Annotated in this window: 15 protein-coding genes; 10 read left to right on the top strand and 5 right to left on the bottom strand. The window is 55.4% G+C overall.

Annotated features, from left to right (window positions below):
- Positions 1 to 22 precede the first annotated feature (22 nt).
- Positions 23 to 1,576, bottom strand: coding sequence for a tyrosine-type recombinase/integrase (locus tag Q666_RS0134155; protein WP_200863725.1), 1,554 nt, complete (start codon positions 1,574 to 1,576; stop codon positions 23 to 25).
- 180 nt (positions 1,577 to 1,756) lie between these two features.
- Entirely contained in the window at positions 1,757 to 1,969 is a 213-nt protein-coding gene (locus tag Q666_RS59720; protein WP_022997902.1) for a helix-turn-helix domain-containing protein, read from the bottom strand.
- Between the two features lie 101 nt (positions 1,970 to 2,070).
- Between Q666_RS59720 and Q666_RS65235 the strand changes: the two genes are divergently transcribed.
- The 4 genes from Q666_RS65235 to Q666_RS59705 all read left to right on the top strand — a co-directional run bounded on the left by Q666_RS65235 (position 2,071) and on the right by Q666_RS59705 (position 3,922).
- A complete protein-coding gene (locus Q666_RS65235) occupies positions 2,071 to 2,466 on the top strand; it encodes a helix-turn-helix transcriptional regulator (protein ID WP_161633188.1) in 396 nt (131 codons plus the stop codon).
- 7 nt (positions 2,467 to 2,473) lie between these two features.
- Positions 2,474 to 2,956, top strand: a complete 483-nt coding sequence (locus tag Q666_RS59715; protein WP_022997900.1) for a hypothetical protein — start codon at positions 2,474 to 2,476, stop codon at positions 2,954 to 2,956.
- 119 nt (positions 2,957 to 3,075) lie between these two features.
- The gene (locus tag Q666_RS59710; protein ID WP_022997899.1) at positions 3,076 to 3,387 is read left to right on the top strand and encodes a DUF1778 domain-containing protein; all 312 of its coding nucleotides are present in this window, start codon (positions 3,076 to 3,078) and stop codon (positions 3,385 to 3,387) included.
- Positions 3,380 to 3,922 carry a GNAT family N-acetyltransferase gene (locus Q666_RS59705; protein WP_023014616.1) on the top strand — a complete coding sequence of 181 codons (543 nt, stop codon included), beginning with the start codon at positions 3,380 to 3,382 and terminating at the stop codon, positions 3,920 to 3,922. Before Q666_RS59710 ends, Q666_RS59705 begins: the two co-directional genes overlap by 8 nt.
- A gap of 229 nt (positions 3,923 to 4,151) precedes the next feature.
- On the opposite strand, the gene Q666_RS59700 is transcribed toward Q666_RS59705, so the two are convergent.
- Positions 4,152 to 6,755, bottom strand: coding sequence for an RNA-binding domain-containing protein (locus tag Q666_RS59700; protein WP_161633187.1), 2,604 nt, complete (start codon positions 6,753 to 6,755; stop codon positions 4,152 to 4,154).
- A gap of 192 nt (positions 6,756 to 6,947) precedes the next feature.
- Between Q666_RS59700 and Q666_RS59695 the strand changes: the two genes are divergently transcribed.
- From Q666_RS59695 to Q666_RS65755, 6 genes are all read left to right on the top strand, one after another.
- Complete coding sequence (locus tag Q666_RS59695; protein ID WP_051990207.1) at positions 6,948 to 7,787, top strand: response regulator transcription factor; 840 nt, start codon at positions 6,948 to 6,950, stop codon at positions 7,785 to 7,787.
- Between the two features lie 32 nt (positions 7,788 to 7,819).
- Positions 7,820 to 8,362: a hypothetical protein gene (locus tag Q666_RS59690; protein WP_286133730.1), complete on the top strand. Its 543-nt coding sequence runs from the start codon at positions 7,820 to 7,822 to the stop codon at positions 8,360 to 8,362.
- 1 nt (position 8,363) lies between these two features.
- The gene (locus tag Q666_RS59685; protein ID WP_031268165.1) at positions 8,364 to 11,756 is read left to right on the top strand and encodes a UvrD-helicase domain-containing protein; all 3,393 of its coding nucleotides are present in this window, start codon (positions 8,364 to 8,366) and stop codon (positions 11,754 to 11,756) included.
- Positions 11,757 to 11,837: 81 nt separating this feature from the next.
- A complete protein-coding gene (locus Q666_RS59680; RefSeq protein ID WP_022997892.1) occupies positions 11,838 to 12,584 on the top strand; it encodes a multiubiquitin domain-containing protein in 747 nt (248 codons plus the stop codon).
- On the top strand, positions 12,559 to 13,731 hold the full coding sequence (locus tag Q666_RS59675) for a ThiF family adenylyltransferase (protein WP_022997891.1): 1,173 nt from the start codon (positions 12,559 to 12,561) through the stop codon (positions 13,729 to 13,731). The genes Q666_RS59680 and Q666_RS59675 overlap by 26 nt, the downstream gene beginning before the upstream one ends.
- Positions 13,728 to 14,168 (top strand): DUF6527 family protein, encoded by a 441-nt coding sequence (locus tag Q666_RS65755; RefSeq protein ID WP_081713375.1) that lies wholly within the window; start codon positions 13,728 to 13,730, stop codon positions 14,166 to 14,168. Before Q666_RS59675 ends, Q666_RS65755 begins: the two co-directional genes overlap by 4 nt.
- A 268-nt stretch (positions 14,169 to 14,436) precedes the next feature.
- On the opposite strand, the gene Q666_RS59665 is transcribed toward Q666_RS65755, so the two are convergent.
- Positions 14,437 to 14,769: a hypothetical protein gene (locus tag Q666_RS59665; protein ID WP_022997889.1), complete on the bottom strand. Its 333-nt coding sequence runs from the start codon at positions 14,767 to 14,769 to the stop codon at positions 14,437 to 14,439.
- A 6-nt stretch (positions 14,770 to 14,775) separates the two neighbouring features.
- Positions 14,776 to 15,271, bottom strand: a 496-nt coding sequence (locus Q666_RS66320; protein WP_035909824.1) for a hypothetical protein, incomplete at its 5' end; no start/stop codon positions are given.

Here is a 15,271-nt window from a genome sequence, read left to right as displayed (position 1 = left end):
GTGTCAGTAGCCTGATTGGCCACTACCGCGATGCAGAAGAGAGTTTGAAGTTGTTGGCTATACCGGCTGCGCCAAGGCCACGTGCAAAGTTGACCTCGCCACCTTCACCGCAAGGTCGGAGCAGGCAGGCGGACTGGCGTACCCGGTATCGTGCTTGGAACGGCATCGGAAGAAGATTGTAGCTGACTAGACCTTGATGATGGCTTAGAAGGGGAACACGACGGTGGGACATCGTGTTCCACCTCTCACTGCTGCAGACCAACGATCTCAAGGCGTTAGGGTACTGGTGGGCGCTCCCTCCGGGCCCACCACTCCACTTTTTGGGTATTGATTTTCCTGCATTTTTTCCTCTTTTTGACCCACTCGAATTGCGGTGGGGAGAAAGTGGGACATTTTTGCGTTCCGTTGATATTTCCAGACGATCAAAAGCGGACTTCGCCAGCCGTTTCTGTTCCACCTTTTTCGTATAGATCCGGGCAGTCTTGGAATCGCTCCATCCGAAGACGGCCATGAGCTGGTATTCGCTGGCACCTGCTTCCGCCAGCACCGTTGCTGCGGATTTTCTGAGGCCATGTGAGGAGCACTGTTTCAGGCCAGCCGCATCGCACCAGTCCCGCATTTTGTTGCCAAAGCCGTTCGAGCTGAACGGTTTACCGTACTCGGTTGTTAGAAAGGTCTCTTTTCCGTGAGGGGTGCTCAAGAGAGTCTGCTGAAGCTGGTGAGTTATAGGCAGGTCAATTTCAGCATTAGGGTTTTTTCCGGAGCCTTTTTGGGGAGTGAACAAAATGCTCCCCTTCACAAGGTTCTTCGGCCCAAGTTTGACAACATCGGAGCGACGGGCTCCGAGGTTCAGCATCAGTTCAAGGGCGAGGCGTGCCTGAGTTCCGACTGGGTGTACTGACCTATAAGTGTCTATTTCAGCCCGCGTCCACGTGTGAAAACCATCCGAGTGATTGATTTTCGTAACGCCGGTTGTTGGGTTGCCCGTCAACGGGAAACTGCGAACTATATCGTCATTCGCCAGGGCCCAGTTGAATAGGGCTCTTAGATACTTCACGAGCTTGTCCGCAGCTGCCGGAGTTTCCCGGCGCTTCATCTGGCTGGCTTCGACATCAGACTTTCTGAGTTTCTGAAACGGCAGATGGCCAACTGCCTCGCAGTAGCGACCTAATACGCTGTGTTTATCCCGTTGTGTCGCTTTATCCTGCTCCTGAAATGTCTTGGATCGCTGGTACTGGAAAAACAGCCAGCCAATTGAGCCTGGCTTCCATTCGTCAGAGCGCTTCTCAGTTGAACGCTCAACGTCTCCTGCCATCACACGATGGTATTCTGCGTTGAACGCCTCGGTGACGCTGCCATTCTCATCCAGATAAGCAGACTGCATCCGGTATTTGGGCATGCCAGGTCGACGCAGATAAAACCGGACGTTGCCGTGCCGGTCCACATCTGCCGAACAGTATTTGAACGGGATTTTTTTCCGGTTAGCCGACCGCATAGTCGAACGGATTTTCGGCGTCTTCATCTTCAACAGTTGAGTTCGCTTCTGTAAGATCGTGAAGGCTCGACCGGAGGTCATCAACGAACCACCGCCTTAGCCCACCAATCTTATAACCTTTGGGCATCCAGCCGCGACCGACCCACGTGTCGAAAGTTGTCGGGGAAATGTCCAACATGTCGGCGGCGGTTGAACGACTAACCGCCAGTTTTGCCGACCGAGTGTGTTTCTGGGAGTGGAGCATTGCAGGCATGGAGACGGTCAAGCTTTTGAAGGAGAAAGGGCGTTCGTTTCGACAATCGGCTCGATGGTATTGTTTTTGATGAACTCTTCGATCGCCCCTGTGGGAATGAAAATACCCCCGCCAATTTTGACGTATCTGAGCTCCCGATTTTCAATCAATTTGCGTATCCGGCTTTTAGGCCAACCGGTGCGGCTGGATAGCTCATTCACCGTTTCAAGCTCTACGGTCATTGTGCCCAAATCTCTCCGATAGTATTTGTTGTACCGAGTGATGCGAATTTATATCCGAATGAATTCAATGTACACAAATGGGTACTCGGATCAAGTCTGTTATGTCTGATATCGGCAAGCGTTTGGCTATCGTGCGGGAACGTGAAGGATTTTTGCAAATCCCATTCGCCCAGGAATTGGGTGTTTCTCAGAGCGCTTATAAAAATTATGAGCGTGGTGCCAGACCTGTACCAGTCAGCTTGATCGCCAGGATTTGTGAGGATTATGGCGTATCGCCTGCTTGGCTTCTGCTAGGAGAAGGGCAGATTAATAGCGACATGAATGGTGAGCTAGTTGAAGCCGCTGTTCTTGCTGTGGAAAAATTTGCGAAAATGAATGATTTGGAACCACCCGTTGAGAGAAAAGCGAAATTAATTCGATTTGTATATGAAGAGGTAATTTCTGGAAGAGATTTCGGAGATAAAGAGCTCAAGCGAATATTTAATACAGTCATGTGAGAGCTGCATGAAGAGCGAAAAAGCGGAAGTTATTTCTGAAGCACTTCTTTCGATGTTGAACAAGAAATTTTCGGAAACATCTAAAAGAGAAGCCGACGATAGTTTGTTTAGTGGACTCTGCTTCTATCGAAAAAAACGTCGAATTCTGAGTGAAGAAGAAATTCTCCAGTTCTGGAAGCGAAATGTGATGCGCAGCAAAGTCGTTTCTTTGTGTGCGTTGATCATACCATTTTTTGCGGCATTTCTGCTGTTTCAGGGGGTGTTGGAGGCAACCACCATCTGCTGGGTCGGGCTTGGTGGTCTGGTTATTTACGCGTTTTGTCAGCTCTTGCTGATTGAGGGACTCGAAAGGCTCCTGGGAACTTGGAGAGCCGCTTCGTTCAAAGAAACCCGGAAGAATGGCGAAAAGGCGTGGAAGTTTGTTGACGCGTCTGAGCTGAGTTTCCCAACCACTTCACGCGTCGATAAGGCCGAGGGGGCTTCGAACTAACGCTTCCATTGCGCGGGCGCTTGCTGTTCGCCTCACTCTTAAACTTGAATTGTGCGTCTAGTAGACGTACATTCCGCCGTGGGGTTGCCCTTCGAACCACGCGAGCAAAGGAGGCGAATATGTTGGGAGCAACGGAGCTGGCTTCTTCTCTGACAGAGAAGAGCGATGCCAGGCTGAATATCCGCACCAAAGCCTCGATAAAGGCGGCTATTGAAAAGGCCGCTGAGCTTTCCGGCATGGATCTCAGTACATTTACGACAAACGCGGCATTGCTGCGTGCACAGGATGTTATTGCAGCCCATGAACGGACGGTGCTGGCGCCGGTCGATCATGCCGCATTCTTTGATGCTCTTGAGCATCCGGCCGCTCCGACAGAGAAGCTGTTGGCCGCGGCGAAGCTGCACAAGGAGATGGTTGCCGACAGTGAGTGACATATCTCGGCCTCTCAAATTCGAGCCGTTCGATCCAGACAAACACGATCGAGCGGCTTTTTCATGTGGTGTCGACCAGGTTGACAATTATTTCAGGAAAACAGCAAACAAGCTCCAGAAAGCCGGAAATGTTCGGGTGTCTGTGCTGCTCGATGCGGATGAGCAATTGCTAGGCTTCTACGCTGTCAACGCGCATTCAGTCGATTATGCCGAGTTGCCAAAAAAGTATGTTCGAACGCGGCCGAGCCACGGTTCGATCCCGGCTGCCTATATTTCAATGATTGGTGTTGACCAGAGATTTCAAGGCAAGGGACTCGGTGGCATCTTGCTCGTTGAGGCTTTGAAAAACCTCGCCCGTGCTTCCGAGACACTCGGCATTGCTGTGGTGCTCATGGATGTCTTGAATTGCGGAAACGAGGAGGCAACCAACCGGCGTCTCGTCTTATATACCGGCTATGGTTTTACACGGCTGGAAAATGACCCGCTTCGCCTATTTCTTCCCATTCAGGATGCGCGGGTTTTGTTGACTAAATGAGGTCTCTGCCCGGAGCAACGCCATGTCGATTAGGCACTATTTACAGAAATTGATTAGTGGCTGTCGTTAATAAGCAAAAACGGCATTTGCTTTAATAAGGTTGATGTGCCTCCCGTCTTTGGATCGCCCCTTGCGGCCTCTAAGCCGCCCCAGGCAGCAAGCGCCCCCAGGTCGGTCATTTGCCGGTTCTCGGCTAGATCTGCAAAGCAGTTGTTCTCGGCCAGTCTCCCTATCCAATCGAGGATTGAAGCGCAGCGCCTCGATATTCGAGCTCACGACGTCGGCTTTCGAAGTCGCTCGCTACTTCCGTGTCGCGCTTGTATCCAGCGAGTTGCTGCTCGATCTTCTCAAGCTTGCCCAGCATTCGACTAAGCAGCTTACAAGCGGAAAAGTCCGCGACGGGACGGCGCTCGACGTCACCCCACCACTCTTCCAAGGCGGTGACACCTTTCTCAAGGAGATTAATTAGGACAACGTCTGCTGTCGCCAGCCTGGCGACCCCCTCAAAGACACGAAGGCGGTCGCCCGCACGCGCGTTCATGTGATCGATCGCTTCGAAATACGCACGAGCAAAGTCGAAGCGCTGTCCTATCAAAGTGTTGAAGTAGTGCTGCTCAAGTCGTGTCCGACGGATCTTAGCCGTGATGCGCTCCACTGCTTCAATAGCGAGTTCTGCGATTCGATCGCGATCCCCCCTAATCCGAGCGGTGCTAATCATTTCGCTATTGGCTCTCAGATGCGCGGCAAGCGAAATGTCGCGGTCGGGCTCATTGGAGATGCGCGTTCTGGTAAGTTCCCGTAACCCACTCCAGTCTTCAATCTGGGTCTTCGCCCGAATCATGTTTGGCAGTAATTCCGACTTGGTGCAGCCAAGCTTTGCTGCTGCGTCTAACTCCCGGTCGGCCTCGCGGAACTTTGGTGGTCGCGTGCGGAGAAGCGCTGCACCGAGAATACTCGCGGCGTCGCCGTTAGTCGGAAACTTTTTCCGAAGTTCTTTCCCGACGATAAGTGCCTCGTCAAAGCGTTCGTCGTTCCACAGTCGGACGATCGACCGTATGCCTGCTCCGACCTGACGCTCCTGGCTTCCACTACGTTCGTGCGCACGGCCCACAGCCACTTCTACCAAACGCGCGGTGTCACCGAGTTGCCCTCTGACCAATTCGACAACGGCCTGTAGCTCGTCCGGAACGCTGATGGCGGTGTCCCCGTGACCTTTTGAAATCGTCGACATCAAGTGATAAGCTTGTAGACTAGCGATGTACTCTCGAACCGCCCTTGGCTGCATTTCAATTACCTCTGCGATGTCGCCTAGAGTTGTTTCGCCAAGCAACAGGACGGCGTAGAGTACGCGAGCCTCCATGCCGCTCAGCCTAGCTAGCTCTCGCTCAAAAGCGAAACGCCGGATTTCGTCGCCGTCGCGCCCTTTCCACTTCTCCACCACCTCACGCCTGTTCTCGCCAAGTTTTACAAGCCTTACAATTGATGCCGCGAATAGCGGTGATCCGGACGAAGCATCATGGATCTCATCTAGTTCAGCACCTCGATAGGGCTGAACGCCAAATGCGGTACACAAATTAGCTAAATGCGCTTCGAAGTCGGGCCGCTCCAGTCCTCTGATTTTAACGATCGCTGTTGGCGGCAGTCCTTGATCTATTCGCGACGTCATGAGTATTCTGGACGGAGGTAATTCGTGACCGACGGTTCTAAGTGCGACGCCGTTGAGAGCTGCAACGGTTTCCTTCTGCTCGTCGGGAGAGAGGGTGTCGAGGTCATCTACGATGACCAAAGTCGGGATTGTAGAGAGTGCTTCAACTAGTCGGTCGCCCACTTCGGCGAAGCTCGGTTCCTCCTCTGCGACGGGCATTTCATGGCTGAGTGCCTTTAGCACCTCGTTGAACAAAGAATCGAGATCGTTGAAATCTACTCGAGATGTGGGAACCATCCGGCCGCGCAGTGCAGAAAAGGTCTGTTGCTTAGCCGTCAACCAGATGACCATCTCGACTCCGCCCGCGCCCGTCTCTATCACTTCTTCAGCGAACCGATAGGCCAAAGTCGTTTTTCCGAGCCCGCCGATGCCAGTGATCAATCGGACGGGACTGCGGATGTCCCCAACCCATCTACGCAGTTGCGCTAGTTGTTCTTCGCGACCTACGAACTCTAGCAAGTCGCTATCGCGGGCCGGGAGATGCCCCTGGACGGCAACCTTCGCTAGACTTGTTACTTGCTCTGGGGGAAGACGTTCCGAATGCAGGAACAGCCAGTCCTCGTGCGTGTTCGTCGCGGGCCGGCACTCATCCCGTATTCTAACGTAGACTTCATCGTTGAATGTTCGTTTGCTGTTCGACTTTTCCGGCCCCTTACGGACTAGTTTAACGGGTGGCGCGCCTGCAGACCGGCGGGGAATGAGAAGTAGACCAAGCAATACTACCGCGCCGTCCGTGCAGGAAAACTCAAGCGTATGATACAGGCACTCGATGCTGGTGCCGGCGTAGCTCTGGAGTGTCTTGTTTAGATCGGCACAATTGAATTCGTTTGTAATCCCCTTGATACGACTACGACCCTTATCTGTGACACCGAAGAGGATATAGCCACCATAGGCATTGTGGAAGGCGACGGCATCCTTCACAATTTCGGCTATTGCGATACGGTGCGCAACCTTGTCTGCGTCGCTAAAATTTTCCGGCAGACTTGGCACTTGAGCTTTATAGTCCCAAAGTTGGCCTTCGCAGTCGAACGGACGGCCAGCGGGCAATAGCAGGTGAAGGATATCCTGCGTAAGGGTATGATTGTCGACAGCAACCTTTAGTGCGTCAATGACGTCGTCAGTACTCAAGTTTCCCCCAATAAGTCTCATTGTTTTTTTATCCAATCTAGCAACCTTTACGCTAGTTTGCCATCGACTCGGGAGCGACAAAGTTGCATTCTGAATGTTCGGGTAATCATCGCCAAGCGTTCAGGGGTGCGGGCTCGAAATTATAGCTAAATGAGCTTTATTCAATTGAGTGTAGGGTTATAGCAGGTGGAAATTCCTGGTACCAATCGCGCTGAAGGAACGGTTAACGCATCTACCGTCGCGATAGAACCTCTACGCAAACGACGACTCAGTGGTGAGCTATACGAGCGCGACGCAAAGATCGCGGTGCTGATCGCCGAACTGGCGACCCTTCCACGAGAAGATCTGATCGCCAGGGCTGCAATCTCGAAACGCTCCGATCCCGGGTATGTTCCCAGCGAATGTCTAATCTATTTCATTCGCGCAAGCCGACGCGACAATAATGAGGCATGGTTTGAGCGGATCTATCGTATTCTGATTGGGCGCGTGCTGCGTAGCTTGCCAAAATCGGAAAATCCAGACGGAAAGACAGAGTCCCTGACGCGCGGAATTGTGCGTGACAAGGTCTTCAGTCGGTTTGTAGAGCTGCTTTCGATGGATCGTGGTACTTATATTGAAAAACTTGACTACTTTGAAGTGCGTTTCGACGGCGCACTCGCCAGCCTGCGACGCGATGCGCAAGAACAAGCGTGGCGTGATGAGAACCGTTCCCGGCCACTCGAATACGACCGGGAGAGCGGCGAACCGTCCTCCGAGGTAGAGGCGGCAACGGGGAGCGACGATCCATTAGAGAGTTCTGATTTTGATGATGAAGCTTACCGGGTACGGTTCGAAGCAGCGATTGAAGCTCTACCCCCAGAACAAAGTAGGATCATTCATATGTTGAGACAGGGCTTCCCCATCGACTCGAAGGTGCCGGATGTGATGACCATTTCCAAGGCGCTAGGTCGCTCCGAAAAAACCATCCGAACATATCGCGACAAGGCATTTGCCGCCCTTCGGGTGACTATGGCTGATGGAGACGACCGGTGAGCCCCGCGGGCGAACGACCGTCTCGGGAGACCGTGCTCGATGACTTTTCGGTCGAAAGCGAACCAAACCGGTCGACCTTGGACCGCTATCTGCGGCTTTATCCGGAATATGGCGAGGAACTAGTCGATCTCGCGCGCGAATTAAGTCGTGAAGTCCTTGATGACGAATCGTCACTTTCCGATGATGATCAGGCACTTGTCGATGCTGCCTGGGCGCAACATGCGGCCGCTTTGCCACCCGAGTTCTCAGATCCATTTGTAGCGCTTACCGTTAACGAATGGCGGGCGGTAGCCCAACGCCTTGATGTGCCTCGGCAAGTGGTAACCGCTCTGCGCGAGCGGCGAGTGATCTTCTCAAGTATTCCGCGTCGGTTTCTGCAGAGCTTTGCCGAGGCTGTGCGCAGTTCCAGTGCGCAGTTGGAATCGGTGTGGGATTTGGCGCAGCCAGCAGGTGCGCGCAGCTATAAGGCGGATGGCAAGCCAATGGTAGGCGAGCAAGTGACCTTCGAGCAGGTGCTGATCGACGCAGGTGTTTCGGCAGAGAAACGCGCCTGGTTGCTGGGTGAGACTGACTGATATGGACGCGGTTGAGCTCGCAAGGCAAATTGCCGCCGAGCTTCATGTCCGTCTTGTCTCATCTGGCGCCGATCCCTGGTCGCCCTACGATTTTGCTGTTGCAGAAGCAAGGCGACGGGGGATTGACGTCGAACCAACGGCGGCGGGAGCGGCAGTCCTCAACGGTGGCCGTGCGACGTTCGTCGCAGAGGACGAATTGATTCTTCACGAGAATGTTGGCTCTCCATTCGAACAGGCATTTCTGGTTGCGCATGAGATCGGGCACGTCGAGCTTGGCGACGACCCGGATGATGAGCCGGCGATAACAATTGATCCGGCTCGGGCAGCTGATGCTTCGCCGGTCGGAATGGACCGGGTTGTTGATTACGGCCGTCGGCAACGACGTGAGGTCCAGATGGACCTCTTTGCGCGCGAATTCCTGCTGCCCCGCATCGTGGTGCGGACGCTCCACGTTGACGAAAAGCTCTCCGCGTCCGATGTCGCCACCAAGCTCGGCGCGCCGTTTGAGGTGGTCGCGCAACAGTTGCTCGACGCCTTACTGCTGCCTTCGATACCTCCTGCAATAGCGACATCGCCATTGGAACGTCCACTCAACCCGCTGCAAGCAGCGGCAGCAATGCATCGGGGGGAGGCCTATCTACTGGAGGCGGGTCCGGGCACAGGGAAGACTCAGACGCTGATAGCGCGCGTCGAAGGCCTATTAGAAGAAGGCGTTGATCCGCGACGCATCCTCCTTCTGACCTTTTCGAACAAGGCGGCGGGGGAAATGTCCGAACGTATTTCGCTACGGCGCCCAGAGGCGGCCGCCGCGATGTGGATAGGCACGTTCCATGCGTTTGGTCTCGATATTATTCGCCGGTTCCATGAAGAACTCGGCCTGCCGAAAGATCCTCGGATGATGGACCGGACGGAGGCGGTGGAGCTCTTGGAGGAGGAATTTCCGCGTCTTCGACTCGAGCATTATCGAAACCTCTATGATCCGACCCAGGTCATCGCCGATATTCTGGCTGCAATCTCTCGTGCGAAAGACGAAGTTGTTGATGCTGGGACCTATGCTGAATTAGCAAACAACATGCTTGCGAAAGCTGAGAAACGCGAAGCAGCCGAGCGAGCGGGCGAAGTTGCTCGTGTCTATGCTGCGTATGAGCAGCTTAAGCGAGATGCGCATTGCGTAGACTTCGGCGATCTTGTGTCGATGCCGGTTCAGTTGCTCGAAAGGGATGCCACTATATGCGCTACACTAAATGCGCAATACGACCATGTCTTGGTGGACGAATATCAGGACGTGAACCGAAGCAGTGTGCGGTTGTTGAGCGCTCTACGGCCAGACGGACGCAATCTCTGGGTGGTCGGCGATGCCAAGCAGTCGATCTATCGCTTTCGCGGCGCTTCTTCCTTCAACATGATGCGCTTTGGTGTGGAGGATTTTCCCGGCGGCAAACGCGGGCGATTGAAGCTTAACTATCGTTCCGTGCCAGAAATCGTCGCTGGCTTTTCGAGCTTCGCGATCACAATGCGTGCCGGTGACGCAGATAGTGACCTGGAAGCGGAGCGGGCCGTAAATGGGCACATGCCCGAGTTGCGAAAAGTGAAGCGCGCCGAACAGCAGCAGGTTGCTTTGGCTGACGCAATTGAGGAACTCCGCAGCGAGGGCCATGCGTATCGTGAACAGGCGGTACTTTGTACTGGCAACGAGAAGCTGTCGAGGATTGGGCAGGACCTCGAACGCCTCGGAGTGCCGGTACTCTTCCTGGGAAGCCTATTCGAGCGCGATGAGGTCAAGGATCTACTGGCGATTCTGTCGATCCTTGTCGATCGGCGTGCCATGGGTTTAGTACGTATTGCCTGCTGGCGAGAGTTTGCCTTGTCTTTCAGTGATGTGGCGGCGGTTTTCGAGTATCTGCGGACAAACGATCTCACACCGGCAGGCTGGTTCCAGAAAATCGAATCAATCCCCGGTGTGAGCGACCCGGGGCGCAAAGTGTTCAGCCAGCTTTCGGCAGTGCTGGAAGGATTTGATCAGACTGTATCGCCTTGGCACGTGCTCGCAACACTATTGCTCGATCGCACGCGCATTGCCGCGCGTCTTGGAACGTCGGAGAAACTTGCCGATCGAACGCGTAGCATCGCGATCTGGCAGTTTTTGAATTTCGTTCGAGCGCAGCCGGCGGGGCAAGGCTTGGCCATCAGTCGCCTGCTCGATCGCGTACGCAGGCTTGTTCGTCTAGGCGACGACCGCGATCTGCGTCAGTTGCCAGCGGCGGCTCAACATCTGGACGCGGTGCGTTTGATGACCATTCATGGCGCCAAGGGGCTGGAATTCAGCGGTGTTCATATTCCCGGTCTTAACAGTGACACTATTCCGCGCACCCCACCCTCACCGCCCTGTCCAGCGCCCGATGGCATGATCGCGGGTGCCGAAGGCAGCGCTATCGAAGCGTTCTATTCTGGTCAGGTCGAGGAGCAGGAGTGCCTCTTTTATGTCGCCCAGTCACGCGCTCGGGACCGCTTGATCTTCTATGCGCCAACGGAAAAGAGCAACGGTCACAACAGACCGATTTCTCCGTTCCTGGATCGTCTTGGTGTCACGCTGACTCGGAGGATGGTCACGCCCCAGCGCATCCTTCCCACAGCGGCGGATGCGCAGGACATCAATCTCGTGGTCGACGGACGACTTAGCTTCGGCGCTCCTCAGATTGCTCTGTATGAAACCTGTCCCCGCCGGTTCTTTTACACGCACGTCCTGCAGGTCGGTGGCCGAAGGACAGCAACGCCTTTCATGCGTTTGCATGAGGCGGTTCGCGCGGTAGTCGAGGTTATTATTGCGTTGGACGTCCCCCTTTCGGAGAGAGTATTGCAGGATCACACCACCGCGGCGCTCGCTGCCAACGGACTTGCAGAGCATGGCTATCGCGCGGAATTCCGCGATCTGGCGTTGGGAATGCTGCGTTTTCTGCTTAGTAACCGGGCCGGTGCAGCGGGTGAGGCGCCGGAGGCATTAAGTATCGATTTCAGCGGGGAGGAAATCATTGTTCGCCCCGATGAGATTTTGGTGCGGTCAGATGGAGTTCGCTCCGTACGCCGCATTCGCACTGGCCATATGCGTTCTGCAGAGAGCAAGGATGTCGGTGCGGCGGCATTGATTCTGGCGGTTCGGCAGGCCTGTCCTGGTGCTGTTGCGCAGCTCGTCCATCTTTCTGATGGCGAAACCTATGACCTTTCGTTGTCAGAGCGCGAGTTGACGGGGCGCAAAGAGAAGTTGGCCAAATTTCTGGGCGATATCCGTAGAGGACGGTTTCCGGCCAAGGTTTCGTCGCGTACCTGCCCGAATTGTCCTGCCTTTTTCATCTGTGGGCCGGTCCCCGGCGGCCCCTTGAAAAAAAAGTTCGCCTAACCTTACCGGTCGGCGAATCTCGTTCCGATTGGACCTTTAGAGCCGCGGCACCGCCTCGGTCAAACCTAAGGATCCAATCTTATGAACACTGAAGAACTTCTTGAATACGACGACCTCGGCGACGCCCTGCGCGAAGGCCGGGCATTGCGTCCGGCGCGGGGATATCGCTTTCTCCTCGCGCAGGGCGATCTTAACTTCCAGCCCCACGTGGTGAGCGATCCTGTGCCGCTCGGCCGACAGCTGCTGGAGGCCGCTGCACTCGAACCGCGGGACGGTTACAGCCTGTTCGCGATCCTGCCTTCGGGAGACCTCGAGGACGTCCGGATGAACGAGCCCTTCGATTTGAGCGAGCGGGGTGCTGAGCAGTTCGTCGCGTTCCTTACGGACCGCGACTTCAAGTTGACTCTCAAGGACGACGAACTGCGGTGGGGCAAGCCGGTCATCAGCGGCAGGGTGCTTTACGGACTCGCCAACCCCGGCAAGCGGGAAGCCGTCTTCCTCGAGGTTCCCGGCGGTGAAGATCGCCTGATCGAGCATGGCGAACTGATTGATCTGACGCAGCCCGGCATCGAGCGGTTCATCGTCGCCCGGCTGACGTTCGAGATCATCGTCAATTCGCGGCCGCGTACGGTGAACAACCGCACGGTCACGTTCGAGCAGATCGTCCAGTTCGCTTTCCCAGGTCAGCATGAGCCCAACGTTGTCTTCTCGATGACTTATCGACACGCGGCATCGACGCCGCACGCGGGTGAGCTCGGGGCTGGCGGCTCCGTCGACGTCAAGAAGAAGGGCACGGTGTTCAATGTCACGCGCACTGTTCAGTCGTAATCCAGACCTCAAGCGGCTGCGGGACGAAGGTTACTTCGTCCAGCGGCAGGGTGGGTACCTCGTCATACGCGAGGTGCCCTATGTCGATGCGTACCGCGAGGTGCGCATCGGTACCCTCATCTCCAACCTCACGCTGGCCGGCGACCAGACGCGCACGCCCGACACCCATGTCGTCCACTGGGACGGCGACTTTCCGTGCCGTGCTGATGGGACGCCTATTCAAGGAATCTCGCATCAAACCGGGGCATTCCACCTCGGTCACTGTCTGAAGGCGACGCACAGCTTCTCAAGCAAGCCTGATGGCGGTTATACGGACTACCACCATAAGATGACGAGCTACGCCAATATCATCGCGGGCCCGGCCGCAGTGCTGAAGCCCGGGATGACCCCTCGCACCTTCCGCGAGCCGGAAGAGGAGGAGGACAGCGTCTTCAACTATGTCGAGACCGCCTCCGACCGTGTCGGTATCGGCGTCCTGACCGAGCGGCTCGTCAACGAGCGGGTCGCAATCATCGGCGGTGGTGGCACCGGCGGCTACATTCTGGATTTCGTCGCCAAGACGCCAGTCCGCGAAATCCGCCTATTCGACAGCGACGAGTTCCTAACCCACAACGCGTTTCGGGCGCCTGGCGCGCCGACCCTGGAGGTGCTGAGGGAAGCGCCCAAGAAAGTCGAATACCTGAAGCGGATCTACGGCCGGATGCACCGGAACATCTTGGCTCACGATGTAGAGCTAAGCGCCAACAACCTCCACCTTCTCGACGGCGTCACCTTCGCGTTCCTGTCGCTCGATGCCGGTGATGCGAAGCGGCTGATCGTGGAGAAGCTCGAGGCGATCGGTGCCGCGTTTGTCGATGTCGGGATGGGTCTCGAACTCGACGACGGATCGCTCGGCGGCATCCTGCGGGTGACTGCTAGCACGCCGGAGAAGCGGGATCACGCCCGGCAACGCATCTCCTTCGTCGGCGGTGGTGCCAAGGACATCTACACATCCAACATTCAGGTCGCAGATCTCAACGCCTTGAATGCCGTGCTTGCCGTTGTGAAGTGGAAGAAGATCCGAGGTTTTTATCGTGATCTCGAGCGTGAGCATCACTCAACCTACACCACGGATGGTAACCTTATGATCAACGGGGACTTTGAATGATGCGGTATAACCGGCTCGAACATCGTTTCGTGGAACATATCCCTGAGCGCCTTGAGCCAGGTGTTCTCTATGTGTCTTTTCAATATGCGACATCGACGCATAGTTGTTGCTGCGGCTGTGGCGAGGAGGTCGTCACACCACTCACACCGACGGACTGGAAGATGACGTTTGACGGCGAGACAGTCTCGCTTCAGCCGTCGATCGGTAATTGGATGCTGAAGTGCCAATCCCATTATGTGATTAAGAACGGACAGGTGATTGAAGCTGGTCCCTGGAATGACGAGCAGGTCGCGGCTGCGCATCGTCGTGATCGCGCAGCCAAAGCGCGGTTTTATGGACAACCGGAGAAAGTGGAACTTCCTGCGCAGCCTTCGGCCGCACCAGAGCTTAAAGGTGGCCTTTGGACTCGTGTCCGGCGCTGGCTTTCTGGTTGTTAGCAAGGACATGTTTGGGATTCCGTGATCTGGTCGAAGAAGACCATGATCGGAGCGTGCGATGCGAGGGTCGTTGGTAGGCTTGACCTCTTGCGACCTCGGCTTGCGATCGGTACCGCGTTCTGAAATTGTAGAATGGTAGCGTCTCCGGAGACACACTCCGGTAGCTACCATTCGTCTTTCGGCTCCGTTCCTTTCAATTCTTCAGATCGCAAGGAACAGCATAGTATTGCGCAACGTTAGCGTTTCATTTCGTTGTGGCGACTTCTCTTTAACGCGCTTTGTTGTAAACGCTGCTCGGTGTCCCCAATGCTGCGCATAGCTCTTCCACCGATTTGCCGGAGGACACCGGCGCACTGAGCAAGTCGAGCAAGGCCTCGTTGAAAGCCCGTTGTGAGCTGATGGACTTGTCGAGCAACTTCTCGAGCTCGGTCAGTCGCTCTTCCAGCAAGCCGGTCGAGCGTTTTTCCAAGTGCTCCAGCTGAGCGGTCGAATGTTCGAAGGCTTTGGTCAAGCGTTCGACCAAGCTCAGCAACCCGCGCTCGAGCGGTGTCAGGGTTTGTTGGGATGGCTGGTTCGGGGAGGGGAGATTGGTGTCTGTCATGGGGCTCTACTTCGTTTCCTGGCAGACGAACTGCTCCGGTGTGCGCTGGCAGCGTTGATAGGTGCCGGTTTTGGTGTTGAAGATTAGGACCGGAAATTCCGAATAGGTCGCCTGATTGAATGCTGAGGTGATGAGTGCCCCTCTCAAGTGGTTCTCCAGGAACAGGACCCCACCGAGGGTCAGGACGGCCGAGATTAGGACCGCCGCCGACAGTTTCAGCCAGCGGTTCTTCGCCGCCAATCTCTCGTTTTCTGCCATGCTGATTTTCAGCTGATGGGTCTGTTCCTCGCTCGACCTCAAGTGCCTTTCTAAGGTCGCGCTCAGTTTCTCCAGGGATGAGTGGATATCTTTGCTGACTGTAGAGCCTGCGCTTTTCAACATGCGCTCGATATTCGTCTCGGAGGTCTGAAAGGCTTCGAGCAGCGAGGCGTTTTGATACTGGTGCATCTGCTCGATGTTCTCGCTCAGCCGCTCTCTGAGCGTAAGCGGCGGCTGTCCCCCA

It is taken from the genome of Labrenzia sp. C1B70 (assembly GCF_000475395.1).
GTDB classification, from domain to species: Bacteria; Pseudomonadota; Alphaproteobacteria; order Rhizobiales; family Stappiaceae; genus Roseibium; species Roseibium algicola.
Note: the sequence above shows the minus strand (reverse complement) of the source record. Positions and strands in the feature narration are given on the sequence as shown.